This window comes from Rugamonas aquatica (assembly GCF_009380215.1).
In the GTDB taxonomy this organism is placed as follows: Bacteria; Pseudomonadota; Gammaproteobacteria; order Burkholderiales; family Burkholderiaceae_D; genus Rugamonas; species Rugamonas aquatica_B.
The window spans coordinates 130125-150565 of sequence record NZ_WHUG01000016.1 but is presented as its reverse complement, the minus strand read 5'-3'; the positions used below and the strand labels follow the sequence as shown (position 1 = coordinate 150565).

The following is a 20441-nucleotide window of genomic DNA, read 5'->3' as shown; positions in this document are numbered from 1 at the left end:
CGGACACCGAACCATGACCATCCCTCGTCAATCCAGCACGCCCGTCGTCACCGCCATGCGCGTGGTTCCGGTCGCGGGGCAGGATAGCATGCTGCTCAACCTGAGCGGCGCACACGCACCTTACTTCACCCGCAATCTGCTGATCCTGACCGACAGTGCCGGCAACCAGGGCGTGGGCGAAGTGCCCGGCGGTGAAGCGATACGCGCCACGCTGGAAGACGCGCAGCAGCTGATCGTCGGCCAGCCGGTCGGCCAGTACAACGCGGTGCTGAACAAGGTGCGCGCTGCCTTCGCAGACCGTGACAGCGGCGGGCGCGGTTTGCAGACCTTCGACCTGCGTATCGCGATCCACGCTGTTACCGCTATCGAGTGCGCGCTGCTCGACTTGTTGGGCCAATACCTGGATGTGCCGCTGGCCGCACTGCTGGGCGATGGGCAGCAGCGCGCGCAGGTGCCGATGCTGGGCTATCTGTTCTTCATCGGCGACCGCACCCGCACAAATCTGCCATACGCCAGCGACGCCGGCGCGGCGGACCGGTGGTCGCGTCTGCGCCATGAGCCGGCGATGGATGCCAAGGCCGTGGTGGCGCTGGCCGAAGCAGCCTATGAGCGCTATGGCTTCAAGGACTTCAAGCTGAAAGGCGGCGTGCTGCGCGGCGAGGATGAAATCGAAGCCGTCACCGCGCTGGCCGAACGCTTCCCCGACGCGCGCGTGACGCTCGATCCGAACGGCGGCTGGCTGCTGAAGGATGCGATCCGCCTGTGCCGCGACCAGGGCCACGTGCTGGCCTACGCCGAAGACCCTTGCGGCGCGGAGAACGGCTACTCGGGCCGCGAGGTGATGGCGGAATTCCGCCGCGCCACCGGCCTGCCCACCGCCACCAATATGATCGCCACCGACTGGCGCGAACTGGGTCACGCGATCCAGTTGCAGTCGGTGGATATTCCACTGGCCGATCCGCATTTCTGGACCATGCAGGGTTCGGTGCGCGTGGCGCAGCTGTGCCATGAATGGGGGCTGACCTGGGGCTCGCATTCGAACAACCATTTCGATGTGTCGCTGGCGATGTTCACGCACGTTGCCGCTGCCGCGCCGGGCAAGATCACCGCCATCGATACGCACTGGATCTGGCAGGATGGCCAGCGGCTGACCAAGGCGCCGCTGCAGATCAAGGGCGGCATGGTCGACGTGCCGGTCAAGGCGGGCCTGGGCGTGGAGCTGGATATGGGCGAAGTCGAGGCGGCGCACCGGCGCTACCTCAACATGGGCCTGGGCGCGCGCAACGATGCGGTGGCGATGCAGTTCCTGATACCCGGCTGGAGCTTCGACGCCAAGCGTCCCTGCCTGGTGCGGTAAGATCTTCCTCGCAGCGCTTACTCCAGCGAGCGCTGCATCTCTGCGATTTCGTCCTTCAGCCAGGCGCGCAGGCGCGCGATCTTGGTCGTGCCTTCCTTGCTTGGGCTGACCACCAGCTTGTAGCCGCGTTTGTACGGGGCGCTGAAGCAGACTATCCTTCTCAGTGCGCCGGCGCGCAAGTCTTCGTAGGCGATCGCATATGAAACGAGGCTGATGCCCTGTCCCGCCAGCGCCGCCTGCGCCAGCACGGCGAAGTTGCTGTAACTGCGGGAGAAATCGTATTGACCTTTGAGGGCGCTGTTCTGCCGCAGCAGCTGTATCCATTCCTCGTTGCTGTGCTCATGCAGCAGCGGGAAGCGCTGCAGGTCGGCCAGCGTCAACGCCTCCTGGCCGGGCGCCAGCAACGACGGGCTGTAGACCGCCACCAGCCGTTCGCGGAACAGCAGTTCGGGATCGCCATCCTCGATGGGATGGAAACGCAGCGCGGCGTCGGTGCTGCCGTCTTCCAGGTTGGCCAGGCGGTCGCTGGAATCGATGCGGATGTCCAGCTCCGGATACATCTTCGTGAAGCGGTGGATGCGCGGCACCAGCCACTTGATCGCCAGCGAGTGGGTGGTGGAGATGCGCAGGATTTTTTCCTCGTCGCCGTCCTGCAGCGCCGCCACCTTGGTGCGCAGGTCGCCCAGCGCGCGGGCCACCGTCGTCGCCAGTTCCTGTCCCTTGTCGGTCAGCGTGATGTGGCGCGGATGGCGCACGAACAGTTCGAAACCGACCGCCTGTTCCAACTGCTTGACCTGCAGGCTGATCGCCGCAGGCGTCTTGTGCAGCTCCTGCGCGGCCAGCTTGAAACTGCCCCAGCGGGCGGCGCAATCGAAATCGATCAGGCCGGAAAGTGAGCGCAGCGGTTTGTTCATGTCGGGATTAGGCTAAGTTTTTCTTATGCAATGATGGAAAATTACTCGTTTGATCGAGAGCGAATGCGGGAGGAAAATATACCTCATACGCTGATAAAACTCCATGAGCAAGAATTTATCGATATCGGCGCCACATTCGACAGGGGGGAGCCATGATCCAGATTCAGACCGTTCTTCAGCCATGTGTTTGCAAACCGGCTGCGCCATGCCCGGCGCCGGCGCCCAAGTTTTCGGCGGAATTGATGCGCATGCTGGCGCAGCTGGTGATGCTGCGCTGAGCCGGCGGCGCAGCGGCGCAACAGCCGTCAAAGACGGCAGCAGGTTTGTACAAGTTGCGCCGCATTCGGCATTTGCGCGGCCGGCGGCGGCGTGACAATCGGTGTTCCACATAAAAAAATCGGGAGACACCATGACCTTGTTACGCATCTCGGCGGCGCTCGCAGCGCTGCTGGCGACCGGCGCCGCCAGCGCCGACAATATCTCGCTGCGCCTGGCCTTTGCCGATGGCCGCAGCGGCGCAGTGTTCAGCGCACGCCACGCTGAAATCGGCAATTTCGCCTTGACGCCGGACGTGCGCAGCCAGGCGGCGGGCGCGCAGTGGCGGGTGGTGGCGCGGGATGCGCAGGGCGCCATCCTGCACGAGGTCACGGTGGCTGGCGCGCAGCAGCGCCATGTCGAGGCGTTCAATCCGGCGACCGGCGCCATCGATATATCCGAAACCGTGCGGCAGGCCAACGGCACGTTCGAAGTATCGCTGCCCTTCGACAGCGCCACCGCCAGCGTCGAGGTGCTGCCGGTGCCGGCTGCGGCGGCGCGTGGCGGCAAGAGCGCCACCATCGCCGCTGCCACCATCGCCCCCGCATCGCTGGCGCGCTTCGACCGCGCCACGCTGGTCAAGCTGGCCGCCGCCTCGCGCGATGCGCGTGCCGCCGCGCTGGCGTCGACCACCAACGCCACCACCATCCTCAGCACCGGCCCGGCCGCCTCGCGCATGGACTATGTGTTCATCGGCGACGGCTACACCGCCGCGGAGATGGACAAATGGCACGCGGATGCGAAGAAGGTCATCGACGGCTTCCTGGCCGATCCGCTGTTCGCGGCCAACCGCAACGCTTTGAACATACGGCGGGTGGATGTGGTCAGCAAGCAGTCCGGCGTGGATGAACCGGACAAGGGCATCTACCGCGACACCGCGCTGGACGCCGCCTTCAACTGCTACAACATCGACCGCCTGCTGTGCGTGGATACGGACAAGGTGCACGACGTGGTCGGCTCGGTGCTGGCGCCGGATGAGCGTGACGTGATTATCGTCGTCGCCAACTCCACCCGTTACGGCGGTTCGGGCGGCGAGGTCGCCACGCTGTCGATGGCGGCGCAGTCGATCGAGATCGCGCTGCACGAGATCGGCCATACGGCGTTCTCGCTGGCCGACGAATACGACTACGGCACCTGCAGCCTGGATGGCGAGCCGGGCGAGCCCGATGTGACGATGAACGGCACGCGCACCGTCAAATGGCGCGGCCTGATCGCGGGCAGCACGCCGGTGCCGACTCCTGCCGGCGTTTATCCGAACGGCACGGTGGGTGCGTTCCAGGGCGCGCAGTACTGCACCAGCGGCAAGTACCGGCCGACGGAAAACTCGCGCATGCGTATGCTGGGCTACCCCTGGCATGCGGTCAACGAGGGAGCGGCGCGCAAGGTGTTCGCGCAGTACAGCGGCGGCGGTTCCGGCGTGACGCAAACCGGCACCGTCGCGGCAGGCGGCAGCATCAGCATACCGAATGTGAACCCGGGCTGGATACGGGCGGCGGCGGGCAATATCAGCTTGCAGCTGAACGGCAAGGCGGGCACCAGTTATCAGCTCTACCTGTATCAGTACGGCGATAGCGGCTGGGTGCAGGTGGCGAGCAGCGCGGGCGGGACATCGAGCCCGTCGATCTCGTACAACGCCGCCGACGGCTACTACTATGCGATGGCTACCACGCCCTCAGGCGGCGCCTACACGCTGACCTACAGCTATACCAGGCCTTAGCCGGGAGCGGTGGCGCGTTCCAGGTCGGCCAGCCACAGCATGGCCGACTCGCGGCTCGTGCCGCACATCTCGGCCGACGGTTGCAGGCCGCCGCAGAAGGCTGGCCGTTCGGGGCGGCCGAAGATCTTGCAGCGCATGTCGTCGGCCAGCTGGATGCAGCGCACGCCCGCCGGTTTGCCGTCGGGCATACCGGGGATCGGGCGGGTGATGGAGGGCGCCGTGCAGCAGGCGCCGCAGTTCGGACGGCAGTCCAGGGCTGGGATGGTTTTCATAGGGGCGTTATTTTACGCCCCTTTTTCTCCACCCAGCCATTTTGCGACCGACGCCGCCACCCACGGGCCGTCATCCAGCGGCAGGTCGTGGCCGGCGCCGGGATGCAGCGCCAGCGGCGCATCCCACGCCTGCGCCAGCCGCAGCGAGCAGCGGTGGTCGACCAGCTGGTCGCCGGCGCTGGCCAGCACCAGCAGCGGCACGGCCGGTCGCGCCGCCGGTGCGCGGAAGCGGGCGGCGGACCACAGCTGGCGCAGGGCGTTGGCGCGCGTGACGGGATATTCGCGCTGGTAGTCCTGCCAGCGTTGCAGCAGGCCCGCGCGTTCGGCGGCGTCGCCGGCGCGGCTGGTCAGGCGCAGGATCAGGCGCTCCTGGTTTTCCATGCCGCCGCACAGCATCTGTTTGACGATCGATGGATAGTTCTGCCAGCGCAGCCGCTGGTGGAAGCGGCTGTACGGCCGCATGCTGGTGTTGATTAACACGCAGCGCTCCACTTCGTCCGGATAGCGGCTGGACCATTCCACCGCCGCCATGCCGCCCAGCGACAGGGCCAGCAGCGAGTAGGGCGGTTCGATGCCGCGCGCGCGCAGGTCGCGCCGGCAGTACTCCACCATCTGCGCGACTTGCGTGGCGCTGCGCACGGCGTGGCGTTCGCCGTTGCCCGGCAGGTCGGGCGTGACGATGGCGGCATCCGGCAGCGCGGCGGCCAGCTGGCCGGGGAAGCGTCCCCAATGCCGCTGCTCGCGCATCAGGCCGCGCAGCAGTATCCAGTTGCTCATGCGTCGTACCACTGCGCCAGCGCGCGGCGGTGGTGGACCTTGCGCGCCATCCCTTCCGGCATCCAGCGCCCGTGGCTGCTGGCCGCGCGCATCAGGAAGTCGAACCAGATCAGGTGGCGCCGCAGCACCCGTTGCAGGCGGTGCTTGGCGGTCGGGTTGAAGATGGCGATGCGGTCGAAGATCTGGCGCGGATTTTTTTTCACCCACAGCCACGATCCCATCTCCAGCGTCAGCGGCAGGAACACGCGCTCGCTGTAGCTGGTGCCGTTCAAATACAGGTAGTCCCACAGGTCGCCGTGCGTGCGGTACTGGCGGCTCTGCGGCTCGAACACGTAGTTGTGGTTGGGGTAGCTCTGGCTGAACAGCTGCTCCAGCGCGCCGATGTCGGCCAGGTGCGGGATCGGCGCGGTGGTGTGCGCGTGCGGGAACCAGATGCGGTCGCGCAGGCCGAAGCCCGAGTGGCAATCGAGCGCCATGCTGAACTGGCGCGTCAGCAGCTCGCGTTCGACCAGCTCGCATACTGCCTGGCTCTCCGGTTCCATCGGCGCTCCGGCGCGGCCGCGATACCAGGGCAGGTGGTGGCTGAAGCGCTGGCCGCCCAGCATGAATGGCACTTTGTCGACTGCGCTCAGCGGCGCGTTGCGCATCAGGTCCACGCCTTGCGGGTTGCAGCGCGTGGCTTGCCACATGCCGCCCGGGTTCACCAGCGGCATGAACACCAGCCGCATCGATTCGAGCTGCTGGTGCAGCGTGCTGTCCCAGCGCAGCCGTGCCAGCAGGCTTTCCATGAAGGACAGGATGACCTGGGTGCCGATGCGCTCCAGGCCGTGGATGCCGCCGAAGAAGCCCAGCGCCGGCACGTCCAGGCTGGGATTGCCGAGCGCGATGGAGTACACCGGGAATTCGCGGCCGTCCATCGCCACCGTGCACGAGGTGCCCACTTCCAGATGCCGCCCGCCTTCGTCGATCAGACGTTTCAGGGTGATCAGTTCAGGCAGATTCTTCTCGGGCATGGAGGCGGACGCAGAAAGAGGTGATCGACAGTGTAGCCCACTCGCCGCCGCTTGGCGATTTGTATAGGTGTTAATCATCTGTTAATGCTGGGCTTCGGGCACTTCATCGCAAGAACCCAAGGGAGACAGAGTCGATTGAAAGCAGCTTGCACCGGGGCAGCCGTGGCGCGTGCAGGAGCTCAAGGGACGGCGCTGACCGCCTCTCTCAACAAGCCTATTGCAATTGTCGCGCATGCGTTTCATTATCTGGGGGCGAAGCGCATCACCCACGCCAGGCGCGCGCCTGGCTTTTTGTTCATTCATTTTCCAGGGAATTTCATGACCACTATTGCGATCGTCTATTTCAGCGGCTACGGCCACACCGTCAAACAGGCCGAGGCCGTGCAAGAGGGCGCCGCCGGCGTCTCCGGCGCCGAAGTGCAGGTGTTCCGCATCGACCAGAACGGCGACCTGTCCGAGGATGCGCTGGCCGCCATCGGCAAGGCCGACGCCATCATCTACGGCAGCCCGACCTATATGGGCGGCCCGGCCTGGCAGTTCAAGAAGTTCGCCGACAAGTCGTCCGCCTCGTGGTTCGGCCAGAACTGGAAGAACAAGGTCGCCGCCGGCTTCACCAATTCGGCCTCGGTCAACGGCGACAAGTTCTCGACGATCCAGTATTTCTGGACGCTGGCCATGCAGCACAGCCAGATCTGGGTCGGCACCGGCGTGATGCCGTCGAATAAAAAAGAACACGGCCCGTCCGACGTCAACTGGACCGCCGGCTTCGGCGGCGCGCTGGCGATCTCGCCGTCCGACGCTTCGGCCGAGGAAGCGCCACGCAGCGGCGACCTGGAAACCGCCCGCCTGCTGGGCAAACGGGTAGCGGAACTGGCCGCCCGCCTGGCCTGATTCTTCTTCCCGCAGCACCCGCCCCGGCGCGCCCCGCGCCGGGGCATCATCTCCCCCTCGCATCCTTCATATCTGTTTTCCGTTCTAGCGAACTTGTTTTTATTCGTTCTGTTTAATTTTCATCGAACGTATATTCGAGTCGCGGCTGGTTGACGTCTATCGCCATCAAAAGTCCGCAAGCCTGAACCGATCAAATCATTTATGAGGTCTGAGTCTTATGCCAGTTGACGTGCTGCCTGCATTGCCTGCGGAGCTGGAATCCGTGAAAGCCGAGGCGCAATCTTCCCAGCTGCCGTATGCCGGCGGCGTCAGCCCCGGCGTCGCCTGGCAGCTGTTTTCCACGCAGCGCGTGCTGCTGGTCGATGTGCGCACCGCCGAGGAGCGCAAGTTCGTCGGCCACGTCGCCGACAGCATCCACGTGCCATGGGCCACCGGCACCGCGCTGACGCGCAATCCCCGCTTTGTCCGCGAACTGGAAAGCAAGATCGGCGGCAAGGATGTGCCGGCCCTGCTGCTGTGCCGCAGCGGCAAGCGCTCCGCGCTGGCGGCCGAGGCGGCGGCCAAGGCCGGCTTGAGCAATATCTTCAATGTGCTGGAAGGCTTTGAAGGCGAGATCGACGCACAACAGCAGCGCGGCAAGGCCGACGGCTGGCGCTTCCGCGGCCTGCCGTGGATACAGGACTGATTATGGCCACCTTCGACATCACCACCATCGTGCAGTCGCTGCACGAGGCGCGCAGCATCTGGCGCCGGACGCAAAGCCATGCCAGCGAACCGGGCGGCCGCGAATTCCCGTCGCGCGATGCGCTGGCCGCCATCGTCGACAGCCTCAAGGGCGTGCTGTTCCCGATGCGCCTGGGGCCGCCCGACCTGCGCCAGGAAAGCGAAAACTTCCACGTCGCCCACGCGCTCGACGCCGCGCTGCACGGCTTGCTGAAGCAGGTGCGGCGCGAGCTCAAATACAACGCCAGCCTGGACGGCGACGAGCAGCGCGATGTCGACGAGGCGGCGCTGACCGTGGTGCGCACCTTTGCCGCCGCCTTGCCGGACATCCGCGCCCTGCTCGACAGCGATGTGCTGGCCGCCTACCAGGGCGATCCGGCCGCGCGCAGCGTCGATGAAGTGCTGCTGTGCTATCCCGGCGTGCTGGCGATGATCCACTACCGCCTGGGCCACCAGCTCTATACGCTGGGCCTGCCGCTGCTGGCGCGCATCGTCTCCGAGCTGGCGCACGGCGCCACCGGCATCGACATCCACCCCGGCGCCCGCATCGGCCCCGGCTTCTTCATCGACCACGGCACCGGCGTGGTGATCGGCGAGACGGCGGTGATCGGCCAGCGGGTGCGGGTGTACCAGGCCGTCACGCTGGGCGCCAAACGCTTCCCGACCGACGCCGAAGGCAATCTGCAAAAAGGCTTGCCGCGCCATCCGGTGGTGGAGGACGACGTGGTGATCTACGCCGGCGCCACCATCCTCGGCCGCATCACGCTGGGCAAGGGCGCCGTCATCGGCGGCAATGTGTGGCTGACGCATGACGTGCCGGCGGGCGGCCGCATCGCCCAGGCCGAATCGCGTTCCGGCGCGCTGGCCAACGGCATCGCCGCGGCATGAGCGGCGATGCGCTGGCCAGCGCCCTGGTGCAAAGCTTCGGCATCGGCGTGCGGCAGTTGCGCGAGGCGCAGGGCTGGTCGCAGGAGCGGCTGGCCGAGAACTCCAACCTGAACCGTTCGTACATCGGCGAAATCGAGCGCGGCTGCGTGATCGCTTCGCTGGCGACGGTGGCCAAGCTGGCGGCGGCCTTGAAGCTGACGCCGTCGGCGCTGGTCACGTACGGCGAAAGCATCAGCCGCCGGACCTGGGGCCAAGCCCCGGGTTGATGGCGATAGCATGTTGAAACTGTATGCGGCAGCCCGCACACTGGGCGGGTCTGTACCTTACCCATCTGAAATTTACCTTGAATTGGAGTCACAATGTCGGCAACTGTTGGCGGTACGACCGCACTGGGCGATAACGCAGCAAGGCAACTTGCGAACGCCACCAAAACCGCACCGCAGCTGGAGACCATCAGCCCGCGCTGGCTGACGCATTTGTTGCAGTGGGTGCCGGTGGAAGCGGGCATCTATCGTCTGAACAAGGTCAAGAATCCGGAAGCGATCAAGGTCACCTGCACCGCGCGCGAGCAAGAGAACCAGCTGCCGCGCACCTATGTCGACTACGAAGAAAATCCGCGCGAGTATTTCCTCAACGCCGTTTCGACCGTGCTGGACGTGCACACCCGCGTTTCCGATCTGTACAGCAGCCCGCATGACCAGATCAAGGAACAGCTGCGCCTGACCATCGAGACCATCAAGGAAAACCAGGAAAGCGAACTGATTAACAACCCCGACTACGGCCTGCTGGCGCAAGTGACGGACGAGCAGCGCATCTTCCCGCTGACCGGCGCGCCGACGCCGGACGACCTCGACGAGCTGCTGACCAAGGTGTGGAAAGAACCGGCCTTCTTCCTCACGCACCCGCTGGCGATCGCCGCCTTCGGCCGCGAGGCGACCCGGCGCGGCACGCCGCCGCCGACCATCAGCCTGTTCGGTTCGCAGTTCATCACCTGGCGCGGCATTCCGCTGATCCCGTCGGACAAGGTGCCTGTGGCCGACGGCAAGAGCAAGATCCTGCTGCTGCGCGTGGGCGACAAGCGCCAGGGCGTGGTCGGCCTGTTCCAGCCCGGTCTGCCGGGCGAGCAGAGCCCGGGGTTGTCGGTGCGCTTCATGGGCATCAACAACCATGCGATTTCGTCGTACCTGATCTCGCTGTACTGCTCGCTCGCGGTGCTGACCAGCGATGCGCTGGCCGTGCTTGACGATGTGGAAATCGGCAAGTACCACGACTATCCTGACACCTACAAATAAGCCGCGCCGTGAGCCAACTTTCGCCTCCCACCTCCGTGCCGGAACCCGCCGGCGCGCCGTTCGATCCTGCGGTGCTGGCACGCCTGGCGTCGGCGATGTTTGCCGCGCCGCCGGGCGCGCCCGCCTTCCCGTTTCCACCGCCGGGCGTGCAGGCGCCCGGCAATATCGCACCGCCCGGTTCGCCGCTGGTCAGTCCGGCCGGCTTCGGCCCCGGCGTGCCCGGCACGCCGATTCCGCAAGGGCAGGTGCCAGGCACCAATCTGATTCCGGCGTCACCGACGTCGGTGCTGTCGCTCGGTAACCGCGCGCCGGCTTTGCTGCCGGTGGCGCCGGCCGGCAACGGCGTGCCGGACAAGGCTTTCAGCGCCATCCCCGCGTATGAGCCGCGCAACGGCGGCGCCTTGCTGGGCGTGCCGGAAGCGCTGGATGCGGGACGGCCGCAGGCCGGCGCTTCGCCGTACTACTTCCTCAGCGAGGTCGGCGTGCCGAGCGCGCCGGCGGCGCAGCCGATAGCCGATTTCTTCGCGCCGCCTGCGCCCGTGCAGGCGCCGCGCGTGTCGAACGCGCCTGCGGCCGACGGCCTGCCCGTCGCCGGTGCGGCCTCGCCGGCGCCGCAGTATTATTTCGTCGATTCGGTGGTGCTGTCCAGCGGCTATGTCACGCCCGCCAAGGCGCAGCCGCATGTGACGGTGCCGCTGGCCGGCGGCGACCGCCATCCACCGTTCGATGTGCATGCCGTGCGGCGCGATTTTCCCATCTTGCAGGAGCGCGTCAACGGCCGCCAGCTGGTGTGGTTCGATAATGCGGCGACCACGCACAAGCCGCAGCCGGTCATCGACCGCATCAGCTATTTTTACGAGCACGAGAATTCGAACATCCACCGCGCCGCGCACGAACTGGCGGCGCGCGCGACCGACGCCTACGAAGGCGCGCGCGAACGCGTGCGGCGCTTCCTGAATGCGCCGGAGGTCAATGAAGTGATCTTCGTGCGCGGCACCACGGAGGCGATCAACCTGGTGGCCAAGAGCTGGGGCGCGCAGCATGTGGGCGAGGGCGACGAGATCATCGTCTCTAATCTCGAACACCACGCCAACATCGTGCCCTGGCAGCAGCTGGCCGCCGCCAGGGGCGCGCGGCTGCGCGTGATACCGGTCGACGACAGCGGCCAGGTGCTGCTTGATGAATACCGCAAACTGCTCAACGACCGCACCAGGATAGTCGCGGTCACGCAGGTTTCCAATGCGCTCGGCACCGTCACGCCGGTCAAGGAGATCGTCGAGCTGGCGCACCGGGCCGGCGCCAAGGTGCTGGTCGATGGCGCGCAATCGGTGTCGCACATGCGGGTCGATGTGCAGGATCTGGGCGCGGACTTCTTCGTCTTCTCCGGCCACAAGGTGTTCGGTCCGACCGGCATCGGCGTGGTGTGGGGCAAGCGCGAAATTCTGGAGGACATGCCGCCATGGCAGGGCGGCGGCAATATGATCGCCGACGTGACCTTCGAGAAGACCGTGTTCCAGCCGATCCCCAACAAGTTCGAAGCCGGCACCGGCAATATCGCCGACGCGGTCGGGCTGGGCGCGGCGATCGATTACGTCAACCGCATCGGCATCGAGAACATCGCCCGCTACGAGCATGACTTGCTGGTCTACGGCATGCAGCAGCTGCGCACCATCAAGGGCGTGCGCCTGATCGGCACGGCGGCGGAGAAGGCCAGTGTGATGTCGTTCGTGCTGGACGGTTACAGCACCGAGGAAGTCGGCCATGCGCTCAACGAGGAAGGCATCGCCGTGCGCACCGGCCACCATTGCGCCCAGCCTATCCTGCGCCGCTTCGGCGTCGAGACGACGGTGCGGCCATCGCTGGCGTTCTACAACACCTTCGATGAAATCGACCAGCTGATTACGGTCGTGCGCCGCCTGGCGGGGCAGCGCCGCACGGGCTGACTTTATTGCGCCGATGGGGGCGAGGCCGCTGCCATCGTCTCCCGGAACCAGTCGCGCAGGCGGACCACGTCTGCGCGGCTGTCCACTTCCGGCGCGCAGACAAAATGATAGGCGTCTCCCGCCAGGGTTTGCTCGAAGGGCATGACCAGCAAGCCTTCCGCCAGCGCGTCCGCCACCAGCACCACACTGACCAGCACCACGCCATTGCCGGCGATGGCGGCCTGTATCGCATGCATGCCGTCGGTGAAGCGCAAGCCGCTGCCGGTATCGATGCCGGTGATGCCGGCCTGCGCGCACCAGCGCTCCCAGTCGGGCAGCGGCAGCGGCGCCGTGCGGCCGTCGATGTGGATCAGGCGTGCGCGCCGCAGGTCGTTGGCGCTGCGGATGCGCAGCGCCGGGCTGCACACGGGGGCGTAGCGGTCCGCCGCCAGCGGCGTGGCGGCCACGCCGGCGTACGGCCCCTTGCCGTAGCGGATGGCGATATCCACCGCGCCTTGCCGCAGCGGGACGATCGCGTCGGAGGCGTGCAGGCGCAGGTCGAGTTGCGGAAACAGGGCCTGGATCTGTCCCAGGCGCGGCACCAGCCAGTGGCTCAGGAAGGCGGTGGTCGACGACAGCGTCAGTTGCTGCGCGCGCGGGCCGTGGCGCAAATCGTCGGCGACCCGGAGGATGCCATCGAAGGCGCCGACCGTGGCTTCGTACAGGCGGCGTCCGTCCGCCGTCAGGCTGACCGAGCGCGGCGTGCGGTCCAGCACGCGGACGCCGAGATGGGCTTCGAGCTGGCGTATCTGATGGCTGATGGCGGTCGGCGTCACGAACAACTCGGCGGCCGCAGCCTTGAAGCTGGACAGCCTGGCCGTCGCCTCAAACGCGCGCAAGGAAGCCAGCGGTGGCAGGCCACGAAAGGTCATGATGAATCCTGGTCATCTATGGGTGATAAATTCGATTTTGACATGAATCTGCCGGCGCATGACACTGGGTGTAGCAAGATGATGCCCATTCATGATAAAGGAAGCCAATATGGAATTGACCGCAGGATTAGTTGACGTGTTCGCCGATGCCCCGTTGAGTGGCAATCCGCTGGCCGTGGTGGAGAACGCGGACGGACTGAGCGACGATGTGTTGCGCCGCATAGCCGGCGAGTTCAACCAGGCCGAGACCACCTTCCTGATGCGCAGCGAACGCGCCGACTGGAAGCTGCGCTCCTTCACGGCGAGCGGAGCGGAGGTGGGCGGGGCGGGCCACAACGCGCTGGGGGCCTGGCTGTGGCTGGGCCATCACGGCGCGCTCGGCCCGCTGGATGCGCCGGCCACCTTTCATCAGGAAATCGGCGGCGCGGTGTTGCCGATCACGCTGGAGCGGCGCGATGGCAGGATTTACGGCCGGATGCGGCAGGCGCCGCTCAAGCTGGGCGCGCCGTTGAGTTCGGTGGATGCCCTGGCCGCCGCGCTGGGCGTCGGCGTTGACCAGGTGCGGCCCCATCCCGCGCCGCGGGCGGCCGATACCGGCGCGCCGCATCTGATGGTCAGGCTGCAGGACCGGGCGGCGGTCGATCGGGCCAGGCCGTCGGCGGAACAATTGCTCGCAGTCCTGGGACCGGCAGGGGCGGAAGGCTGCTATGTCTACGCTTTCGACGAGACGGCGCCGGCCACCGCCTACGCGCGCTTCTTCAATCCCACCGTGGGCCTGTGGGAAGACTCCGCCACCGGCACCGCCGCCGGCCCGCTGACGGCCTATCTCGGCCAGCAAGGCTTGCTGGCGGAGCACCGCAGCCTGGTCATCGAGCAGGGCACGCAGATGGGCCGTCCAAGCTTCCTGCACGTGCGGCTGGCATCCGATGCCGAACTCTCCGGGACCGGCATCGTGGTTTTGCGAGGTGTGCTGAAAATTTAAGCTGGCAAGCGGCCTGCGCCCCCGCCACTTGCTTGACGCTGGACCTGCTTGCGCTTATATTAATGACTTATAAGTAAGTTAAATTGAGTACACCCATGCAAGCCCCTCAAGATACCAAGCCACGCTGGGAGCGGCGCAAGGATGCGCGGCCACAGGAATTGCTGGCGGCGGCGCTGGACCAGTTCGTCGAGCGCGGCTATGCCGCCACGCGCCTGGAGGATGTGGCCAAGCGCGCCGGTGTGTCCAAGGGCACGCTGTACCTGTATTTCGCCAACAAGGAAGAACTGTTCAAGGCCGTGGTGCGCGAGAACATCGTGCACGCCATCGGCGAGGCCGAACAGGACGCGGCCGTATTCGACGGCCCCAGCTCGGTGCTGCTGCGCGCCATCCTGATGAAGTGGTGGGACCAGATCTGCGCCACCCAGCTGGCCGGCATCACCAAGCTGATGCTCGCTGAAGGCAACAATTTCCCGGAGTTGGCGCAGTTTTACAACGAGGAAGTGGTCGCGCGCGGCAACGGCCTGATCGCCAGCGTGCTGGTGCGCGGCATCGGGCGCGGCGAGTTCCGCCCGGTCGATCCGGCCGTGATGACCCAGGTGCTGGTGGCCCCGGTGCTGATGCTGATGATGTGGACCCACTCCTTCATGCCGACCTGCGAGATGCCGCCCATCGACCCGCACGCCTTCATGGATACGCTGATCGGCGTCACCCTGAGCGGCCTGGAGGTGGCCCAGCCGTGAGCCGCCGGCCGCGCCGTTTGCGCCAAACTTGCCAATTTGGTAGGTTCATCCCCCTTAAACTGCAGACTGTCGCAATTTCCCGCGAACCCGCCGTCATATCGTTAATATGTGCCTCGATGCCAGTTCAACGATAAAATGACGGATTATTTAATCCGACCAGAGTCATAAGATGAATATCGAACAAGCCCGCTTCAACATGATCGAACAGCAAATCCGCCCTTGGGACGTCCTGGACACGAGTGTGCTGGATCTGCTGATGGTGGTGAAACGTGAGAATTTCGTGCCGGCCGTGCACAAGGCGCTGGCGTTTGCGGATACCGAAATCCCGCTGCCGGGTGGCGTTTCCATGCTGAACCCGAAGGTGGAAGCCCGTCTGCTGCAGGACGTCAACGTCAAGAAGCATGAGAGCGTGCTGGAAATCGGCGTCGGCTCCGGCTATCTGGCGGCGCTGCTGGCGCACAAGGGCCGTCACGTGACGGCGGTGGAAGTGTCGGCGGAGCTGAAAGCGCTGGCAGAAAAGAATTTGGCCGACAACGGCGTCACCAACGTGAGCGTGGAACTGGGCAATGGCGCCCAGGGCTGGAGCAACGGCGCGCCGTTCGACGTCATCGTGGTGACCGGCTCGCTGCCGGAACTGCCGCCGGCGCTGTTGCAACAATTGAAAGTGGGCGGCCGTCTGGCAGTCATCATCGGCCAGTCGCCGGCGATGAAGGCGCAGCTGATCACCCGCACCGGCGAAGCCGGCTACGACACGCGCACGCTGTTCGAGACCGACGTCAAGCCGCTGTCCTCGGCTGTGCAGCCGTCGCAGTTCAAGTTTTAAGCAAGGCGGACCAGTATGCAGCAGATCACCGCTCTGGAACTGGCCGACTGGCTGGCGGACGATGCACGGCCCAGCCCGATGTTGCTGGACGTGCGGGAAAACTGGGAATTCGAAACCTGCCGTATCGACGGCTCGGTGCAGATCCCGATGAATACCATACCGGCGCGCATAGACGACCTGGATGAGGATGCGGCGATAGTCTGCATCTGCCATCACGGCGCGCGCAGCCTGCAGGTGGCGGCCTTCCTGGAGCGTAACGGCTTCGGCAAGATGGTCAACCTGACCGGCGGCATCCACGCCTGGGCGCTGCAAGTCGACAGCACGATGGCCAAGTATTAAGTGCCGCGACGCTAGAAACGAGCGCGGCGCTAAGGTAGTGTGTTTTTGATTTGATCAACTTTTTTGATGACTCCAACGGAGAATGCAATGCAGAGACCCCTTATCGCCGTGCTGATCACCAGCGCCTTCTTGACGCTCAACGCACAGGCGGCCGACCTGATCCAGGTATATCAGCAAGCGCTGGCCAACGACGCCACGTACGCCAGCGCCCGCTCGTCGCTGGCCGCCGGTCAGGAACGGATTACCCAGGGGCGCTCTGGTTTGCTGCCTGTCATTGCCGCCACCGGCAGCAGTGTCCGCAATAGCGGCGACTCGACGACGGCGCTCGCCGGCACCTACCTGCCCAAGGCGGATGTCGACAACAACGTCAATTCCTACTCGGTGCAACTGACCCAGCCGTTGTTCAACTGGGGCAGCTGGCAGACTTACCAGCAGAGCAAGCTGGCGCAGGCCACCGCCGAAGCCACCTTCGCCCAGGCCCAGCAGGACCTGATTACCCGCGTGGCGCAAGCTTATTTCGACGTGCTGACGGCGCAGGACAACCTGACCTCGACCCAGGCGCAGAAAGTGGCGACCACCGAACAGCTGGCCTCGGCCAAGCGCAATTTCGAAGTCGGCACGCAGACCATCACCGACACCCACGAAGCCCAGGCCGCGTACGATCTGGTGGTGGCGCAGGAATTCGCCGCGATCAACGATCTGGACAACAAACGCACCGCGCTGCAAGTGATCGTCGGCCAGGCGCCGGGCGAACTGGCGCCGCTGCGCACCGGCGTGACGATCAGCGCGCCGTCGCCGGCCGCCGTCGAGCCGTGGGTCAGCTCGGCCGAGAGCCAGAACTATGCCGTGGTCGCCGCCAAGCTGAACGTGGAAATCGCCAAGCGTGAAATCGAACGCAACCGCGCCAACCACATGCCGACCGCCAACCTGACCGCGACCACCTCGCATCAGACGACGACCAGCACCCAGCGCCTCAACAACAATGCCATCGGCATCACCTTGAACGTGCCGATCTTCAACGGCTTCGCCGTCACCAGCAAGGTGCGCGAAACCATCGCCCTGGAAGACAAGGCCCGCAACGACCTCGAAGCGACCAAGCGCGCCGCCTCGCAGAACGCCCGTTCGGCCTACCTGGGCATGAACAGCGGCCTGGCGCAGGTCAAGGCGCTGGAAGCGGCCGAAGTATCGAGCAAGTCCTCGCTGGATTCGAACAAGCTGGGCTACCAGGTCGGCGTACGTATCAACATCGACGTGCTGAATGCCCAGAAGCTGCTGTACTCGACCCAGAAAGACCTGTCGAAAGCGCGCTACGACACCATCATGAACGGCCTGCGCCTGAAATCGGCCGCCGGTTCGCTGAAGGAAGACGACCTGGCGCCGATCAACGCGCTGCTGGCGCACTGATACAGCAATGCCTGATGAAACGCCGGCCGGTCCGGCGTTTTTTTTCGTCTGTATTATTTGCGAAAATTGCATAGTCATAGCAAATTCCATGGATTTATTCATTTCCTTCGCCGGGTGATACTGCTTGCACACCAATCCACCGAAGGAGCAGGACCATGAAACAAGTTGCCATCGTCACCGGCGCATCGCGCGGCATCGGCGCCGCCATCGCCCGCCGCCTGGCCCGGGACGGCTACGCCGTGGTCGTCAACTATGCGGGCAACGCCGCCGAGGCCGACAAAGTGGTGGCCGCCATCGAACAGGCCGGCGGCAGCGCCGTCGCCATCCAGGCCGACGTGGCCGACTCCGCCGCCGTGCGCCACCTGTTCGACGCCGCCATCGCCCGGCTGGGCCGGGTGGACGTGCTGGTCAACAACGCCGGCATCATGCCGCCGGCGCTGCCGCAGCTGGCCGACACCGACGACGACACCTTCGACCGCCTGGTGGCGGTCAACCTCAAAGGCAGTTTCAACAGCATGCGCGAAGCGGCCGCCCGCTTGCAGCACGGCGGCCGCATCATCAATTTTTCCAGCAGTGTGATCGGACTGGCGCTGCCCGGCTACGCGGTGTACGCCGCCATCAAGGGCGCGATCGAAGTGATGACCAACATCCTGGCCAAGGAGTTGCGCGGCAAGCAGATCACGGTCAACGCCGTCGCGCCCGGCCCGACCGCCACCGCGCTGTTCCTGGACGGGAAAACGCCGGAAGCCATCGAGCGCCTGGCCACGATGGCGCCGCTGGAACGGCTGGGCCAGCCGGACGATATCGCCGGCGCGGTCGCCTTCCTGGCCGGCCGCGACGGCGGCTGGGTCAACGGCCAGACGCTGCGCGCCAACGGCGGCCTGGTGTAGGGCCGAGGCCGGTTTTACAGGCCGGCGCCCTGGCCGTCGAAGCTGCGTTCGATCAGCTCGATCTTGTAGCCGTCCGGGTCGGTGACGAAGGCGATCACGGTCGAGCCGCCCTTGACCGGACCCGGCTCGCGCGTGACGGCGCCGCCGTTGGCCTTGACCGCCGTGCAGGCGCTGACGATGTCGTCGGCGGAAATGGCGATGTGGCCGTAGGCCGTGCCCAGCTCGTAGCTGGTCTGGCCGTAGTTGTAGGTCAGCTCCAGCTCGGCGTGCTCCGGGTTGGCGCCGTAGCCGAGGAAGGCCAGCGTGTACTGGTACTCGGGATTGTCGCTGGTGCGCAGCAGCTTCATGCCGAGTACCTTGGTGTAGAAATCGATCGAGCGCTGGAGGTCGCCGACCCGCAGCATGGTGTGCAGAATACGCATCGTGGTCTTTCGTGGGAACGGATAAACCAGAATTCTATGCGTTTTGCCGCAACCCTGCTCAGCTCTCCAGCCGCGCGTCCAGCGTGATGTGCGCGTTCAGCAGCTTGGAGACCGGGCAGTTCTCCTTGGCCTTGCGCGCCGCCGCCTCGAATTTCTGCTGGTCGGCGCCGGCGATGGTGGCCACCAGGTTCAGGTGCACTTCGGTGATGGCGAAGCTGCCGTCCACCTTGTCCAGCGTGACGGTGGCCGTGGTGCTGAGGTTTTGCGCGGTCAGGTCGGCCTCGGCCAGCACGCCGGACAGCGCCATCGTGAAGCAGCCCGCGTGGGCCGCGCCGATCAGCTCTTCCGGATTGGTGCCGGGGCCGCCTTCAAAGCGCGAATGAAAGCCGTACTCGACCCCGTCGAGCACGCCGCTTTGCGTGGATATCCTGCCGCCGCCGTCTTTCAGACCGCCGCTCCATACTGCCGAACCTGTGTGTTTGCTGCTCATGATGGTCACTCCTTATTTGCTTGCGGTTGTGGTAGCGGAAGGCGCCACGCGCCAGATGATGTTGCCGACGTCGTCCGCCACCAGCAGCGCGCCTTGTCGATCGACCGCCACGCCGACCGGACGCCCATGCGCCTTGCCGGAGTTGTCGAGGAAGCCGAACAGGAAATCCTGCGGCGGGCCGGACGGCTTGCCGCCGGCGAAAGGCACGAACACCACCTTGTAGCCGCTGTGCGGCTTGCGGTTCCACGAGCCGTGCTGGCCGATGAACACGCCGCCCTGGTAAGCCGGCGGGAACAACCGGCCGTCGTAGAACGCCAGCCCCAGCGAGGCGGTGTGGCCGCCCAGCGCGTAGTCGGGTGCGATCGCTTTCGCCACCAGCTCGGGCTTCTGCGGCGAGACGCGGCTGTCGACGTGCTGGCCGTAGTAGCTGTACGGCCAGCCATAGAAGCCGCCTTCCTTCACCGAGGTCATATAGTCCGGCACCAGGTCGTTGCCCAGCTCGTCCCGCTCATTGACCGTGGTCCACAGGGTTTTGCTGTGCGGCTCCCAGCCCATGCCGTTGGCGTTGCGCAGCCCGGTCGCGTACAGGCGCGACTTGCTGGTGGCGAGCTCCAGCTGCCAGATCGCGGCGCGGCCGGTTTCGGCGTCGAGGCCGTTCTCGCCGACGTTGCTGTTGGAGCCGACCGTCACATACAGGTACTTGCCGTCCGGGCTGGCGATGAGGTTCTTGGTCCAGTGGTGGTTGATGGTGCCGGCCGGCAGGTCCATCACCTTGACGCCGGGCGCGCTGAGCGCGGTCGCGCCTTCCTGGTAGGGGAAGCGCAGGATGGCGTCGGTGTCGGCCACGTACAGCATGTTGCCGACCAGCGCCATGCCGAACGGCGAGTTCAGCCCCTTGATGAAGACGGTCTGGCTTTGCGCCGCGCCGCTGGCGTCCAGCCCGCGCAGCAGCGTGATGCGGTTGGCCGACGGCGTGACGGCGCCGGCTTTCTTCATCTCGTACTGCATGATCTTGCCCTTGATACCCTTGCTGTCGTCGGGCTTGGGCGGGGCGTTGGTCTCGGCCACCAGCACGTCGCCGTTGGGCAGCGTGTACACCCAGCGCGGATGGTCGAGCCCGCGCGCATAGGCGGTGACGTGGAAGCCGGGCGCGGTGCGCGGCTGGTCCTGGCCTTGCCAGGCGACGGCCGGCGCCACGTTGACGGTCGGGATCAGCGTGCGCTGCGGCTCCGGCAGCACGGCGTTGGGGCCGTAGCCGGCCGGATAGGTCTGGGCCCAGACCGCTGGCGCGGCCAGCAGGGCGGCAATGGCCGCGTGAAGGAATTTCATGGCGCGCCG

At 65.8% G+C, this 20441-nt stretch carries 23 protein-coding genes; 15 read left to right on the top strand and 8 right to left on the bottom strand.

The annotated features are described in order from the left end of the window. Positions 1-13 precede the first annotated feature (13 nt). Positions 14-1357 carry a glucarate dehydratase gene (gene gudD, locus GEV02_RS27725; RefSeq protein ID WP_152841109.1) on the top strand — a complete coding sequence of 448 codons (1344 nt, stop codon included), beginning with the start codon at positions 14-16 and terminating at the stop codon, positions 1355-1357. Between the two features lie 17 nt (positions 1358-1374). On the opposite strand, the gene GEV02_RS27720 is transcribed toward gudD, so the two are convergent. Next, complete coding sequence (locus tag GEV02_RS27720; RefSeq protein WP_152841108.1) at positions 1375-2271, bottom strand: LysR substrate-binding domain-containing protein; 897 nt, start codon at positions 2269-2271, stop codon at positions 1375-1377. A gap of 152 nt (positions 2272-2423) precedes the next feature. On the opposite strand from GEV02_RS27720, the gene GEV02_RS33595 reads away from it, so the two are divergent. Both GEV02_RS33595 and GEV02_RS27715 read left to right on the top strand, forming a co-directional pair. After that, positions 2424-2549: a hypothetical protein gene (locus GEV02_RS33595; RefSeq protein ID WP_268878660.1), complete on the top strand. Its 126-nt coding sequence runs from the start codon at positions 2424-2426 to the stop codon at positions 2547-2549. Positions 2550-2680: 131 nt separating this feature from the next. Further along, positions 2681-4303 carry a M64 family metallopeptidase gene (locus GEV02_RS27715; protein ID WP_152841107.1) on the top strand — a complete coding sequence of 541 codons (1623 nt, stop codon included), beginning with the start codon at positions 2681-2683 and terminating at the stop codon, positions 4301-4303. Here GEV02_RS27715 and GEV02_RS27710 read toward each other — a convergent pair. The 3 genes from GEV02_RS27710 to GEV02_RS27700 are packed head-to-tail and all read right to left on the bottom strand — an operon-like array spanning position 4300 to position 6365. Continuing rightward, positions 4300-4575 (bottom strand): YkgJ family cysteine cluster protein, encoded by a 276-nt coding sequence (locus GEV02_RS27710; RefSeq protein ID WP_152841106.1) that lies wholly within the window; start codon positions 4573-4575, stop codon positions 4300-4302. The two genes, GEV02_RS27715 and GEV02_RS27710, sit on opposite strands and share 4 nt — an antisense overlap. 12 nt (positions 4576-4587) lie before the next feature. Further along, on the bottom strand, positions 4588-5352 hold the full coding sequence (locus GEV02_RS27705; RefSeq protein WP_152841105.1) for an alpha/beta fold hydrolase: 765 nt from the start codon (positions 5350-5352) through the stop codon (positions 4588-4590). Continuing rightward, positions 5349-6365: a M14 family zinc carboxypeptidase gene (locus GEV02_RS27700; RefSeq protein WP_152841104.1), complete on the bottom strand. Its 1017-nt coding sequence runs from the start codon at positions 6363-6365 to the stop codon at positions 5349-5351. Before GEV02_RS27700 ends, GEV02_RS27705 begins: the two co-directional genes overlap by 4 nt. Positions 6366-6683: 318 nt before the next feature. On the opposite strand from GEV02_RS27700, the gene GEV02_RS27695 reads away from it, so the two are divergent. From GEV02_RS27695 to GEV02_RS27670, 6 genes are all read left to right on the top strand, one after another. After that, on the top strand, positions 6684-7256 hold the full coding sequence (locus GEV02_RS27695) for a flavodoxin family protein (protein ID WP_152841103.1): 573 nt from the start codon (positions 6684-6686) through the stop codon (positions 7254-7256). Positions 7257-7473: 217 nt separating this feature from the next. Continuing rightward, positions 7474-7941 carry a rhodanese-like domain-containing protein gene (locus GEV02_RS27690; RefSeq protein ID WP_152841102.1) on the top strand — a complete coding sequence of 156 codons (468 nt, stop codon included), beginning with the start codon at positions 7474-7476 and terminating at the stop codon, positions 7939-7941. Positions 7942-7943: 2 nt separating this feature from the next. Further along, positions 7944-8867 carry a serine O-acetyltransferase EpsC gene (epsC, locus tag GEV02_RS27685; protein ID WP_152841101.1) on the top strand — a complete coding sequence of 308 codons (924 nt, stop codon included), beginning with the start codon at positions 7944-7946 and terminating at the stop codon, positions 8865-8867. Continuing rightward, positions 8864-9133, top strand: coding sequence for a helix-turn-helix domain-containing protein (locus tag GEV02_RS27680; RefSeq protein WP_152841100.1), 270 nt, complete (start codon positions 8864-8866; stop codon positions 9131-9133). The genes epsC and GEV02_RS27680 overlap by 4 nt, the downstream gene beginning before the upstream one ends. A gap of 93 nt (positions 9134-9226) precedes the next feature. Next, positions 9227-10159 carry a family 2A encapsulin nanocompartment shell protein gene (locus GEV02_RS27675; protein WP_152841099.1) on the top strand — a complete coding sequence of 311 codons (933 nt, stop codon included), beginning with the start codon at positions 9227-9229 and terminating at the stop codon, positions 10157-10159. Between the two features lie 95 nt (positions 10160-10254). Next, the gene (locus GEV02_RS27670) at positions 10255-12102 is read left to right on the top strand and encodes a family 2A encapsulin nanocompartment cargo protein cysteine desulfurase (RefSeq protein ID WP_174999385.1); all 1848 of its coding nucleotides are present in this window, start codon (positions 10255-10257) and stop codon (positions 12100-12102) included. A gap of 2 nt (positions 12103-12104) precedes the next feature. Here the strand turns inward: GEV02_RS27670 and GEV02_RS27665 are convergent, their stop codons facing one another. Then, complete coding sequence (locus tag GEV02_RS27665) at positions 12105-13013, bottom strand: LysR substrate-binding domain-containing protein (protein ID WP_152841098.1); 909 nt, start codon at positions 13011-13013, stop codon at positions 12105-12107. Positions 13014-13122: 109 nt separating this feature from the next. Here GEV02_RS27665 and GEV02_RS27660 point away from each other — a divergent pair, with 109 nt between their 5' ends. From GEV02_RS27660 to GEV02_RS27635, 6 genes are all read left to right on the top strand, one after another. Beyond that, positions 13123-13995, top strand: coding sequence for a PhzF family phenazine biosynthesis protein (locus tag GEV02_RS27660; RefSeq protein WP_152841097.1), 873 nt, complete (start codon positions 13123-13125; stop codon positions 13993-13995). A gap of 95 nt (positions 13996-14090) precedes the next feature. After that, positions 14091-14735 carry a TetR/AcrR family transcriptional regulator gene (locus tag GEV02_RS27655; RefSeq protein ID WP_152841096.1) on the top strand — a complete coding sequence of 215 codons (645 nt, stop codon included), beginning with the start codon at positions 14091-14093 and terminating at the stop codon, positions 14733-14735. Positions 14736-14904: 169 nt separating this feature from the next. Next, on the top strand, positions 14905-15558 hold the full coding sequence (locus GEV02_RS27650; protein WP_152841095.1) for a protein-L-isoaspartate O-methyltransferase family protein: 654 nt from the start codon (positions 14905-14907) through the stop codon (positions 15556-15558). Positions 15559-15573: 15 nt separating this feature from the next. Then, entirely contained in the window at positions 15574-15897 is a 324-nt protein-coding gene (locus GEV02_RS27645) for a rhodanese-like domain-containing protein (RefSeq protein WP_008452670.1), read from the top strand. Positions 15898-15984: 87 nt separating this feature from the next. Beyond that, the gene (locus GEV02_RS27640; protein WP_152841094.1) at positions 15985-17301 is read left to right on the top strand and encodes a TolC family outer membrane protein; all 1317 of its coding nucleotides are present in this window, start codon (positions 15985-15987) and stop codon (positions 17299-17301) included. A 155-nt stretch (positions 17302-17456) separates the two neighbouring features. Further along, positions 17457-18191 (top strand): SDR family oxidoreductase, encoded by a 735-nt coding sequence (locus tag GEV02_RS27635; protein ID WP_152841093.1) that lies wholly within the window; start codon positions 17457-17459, stop codon positions 18189-18191. 14 nt (positions 18192-18205) lie between these two features. Here the strand turns inward: GEV02_RS27635 and gloA are convergent, their stop codons facing one another. The 3 genes from gloA to GEV02_RS27620 are packed head-to-tail and all read right to left on the bottom strand — an operon-like array spanning position 18206 to position 20432. Further along, positions 18206-18613 (bottom strand): lactoylglutathione lyase, encoded by a 408-nt coding sequence (gloA, locus tag GEV02_RS27630; protein ID WP_152841092.1) that lies wholly within the window; start codon positions 18611-18613, stop codon positions 18206-18208. A 58-nt stretch (positions 18614-18671) separates the two neighbouring features. Further along, positions 18672-19103: an OsmC family protein gene (locus GEV02_RS27625; RefSeq protein ID WP_152841091.1), complete on the bottom strand. Its 432-nt coding sequence runs from the start codon at positions 19101-19103 to the stop codon at positions 18672-18674. A gap of 12 nt (positions 19104-19115) precedes the next feature. Beyond that, positions 19116-20432, bottom strand: a complete 1317-nt coding sequence (locus tag GEV02_RS27620) for a PQQ-dependent sugar dehydrogenase (RefSeq protein ID WP_152841090.1) — start codon at positions 20430-20432, stop codon at positions 19116-19118. Positions 20433-20441 lie beyond the last annotated feature (9 nt).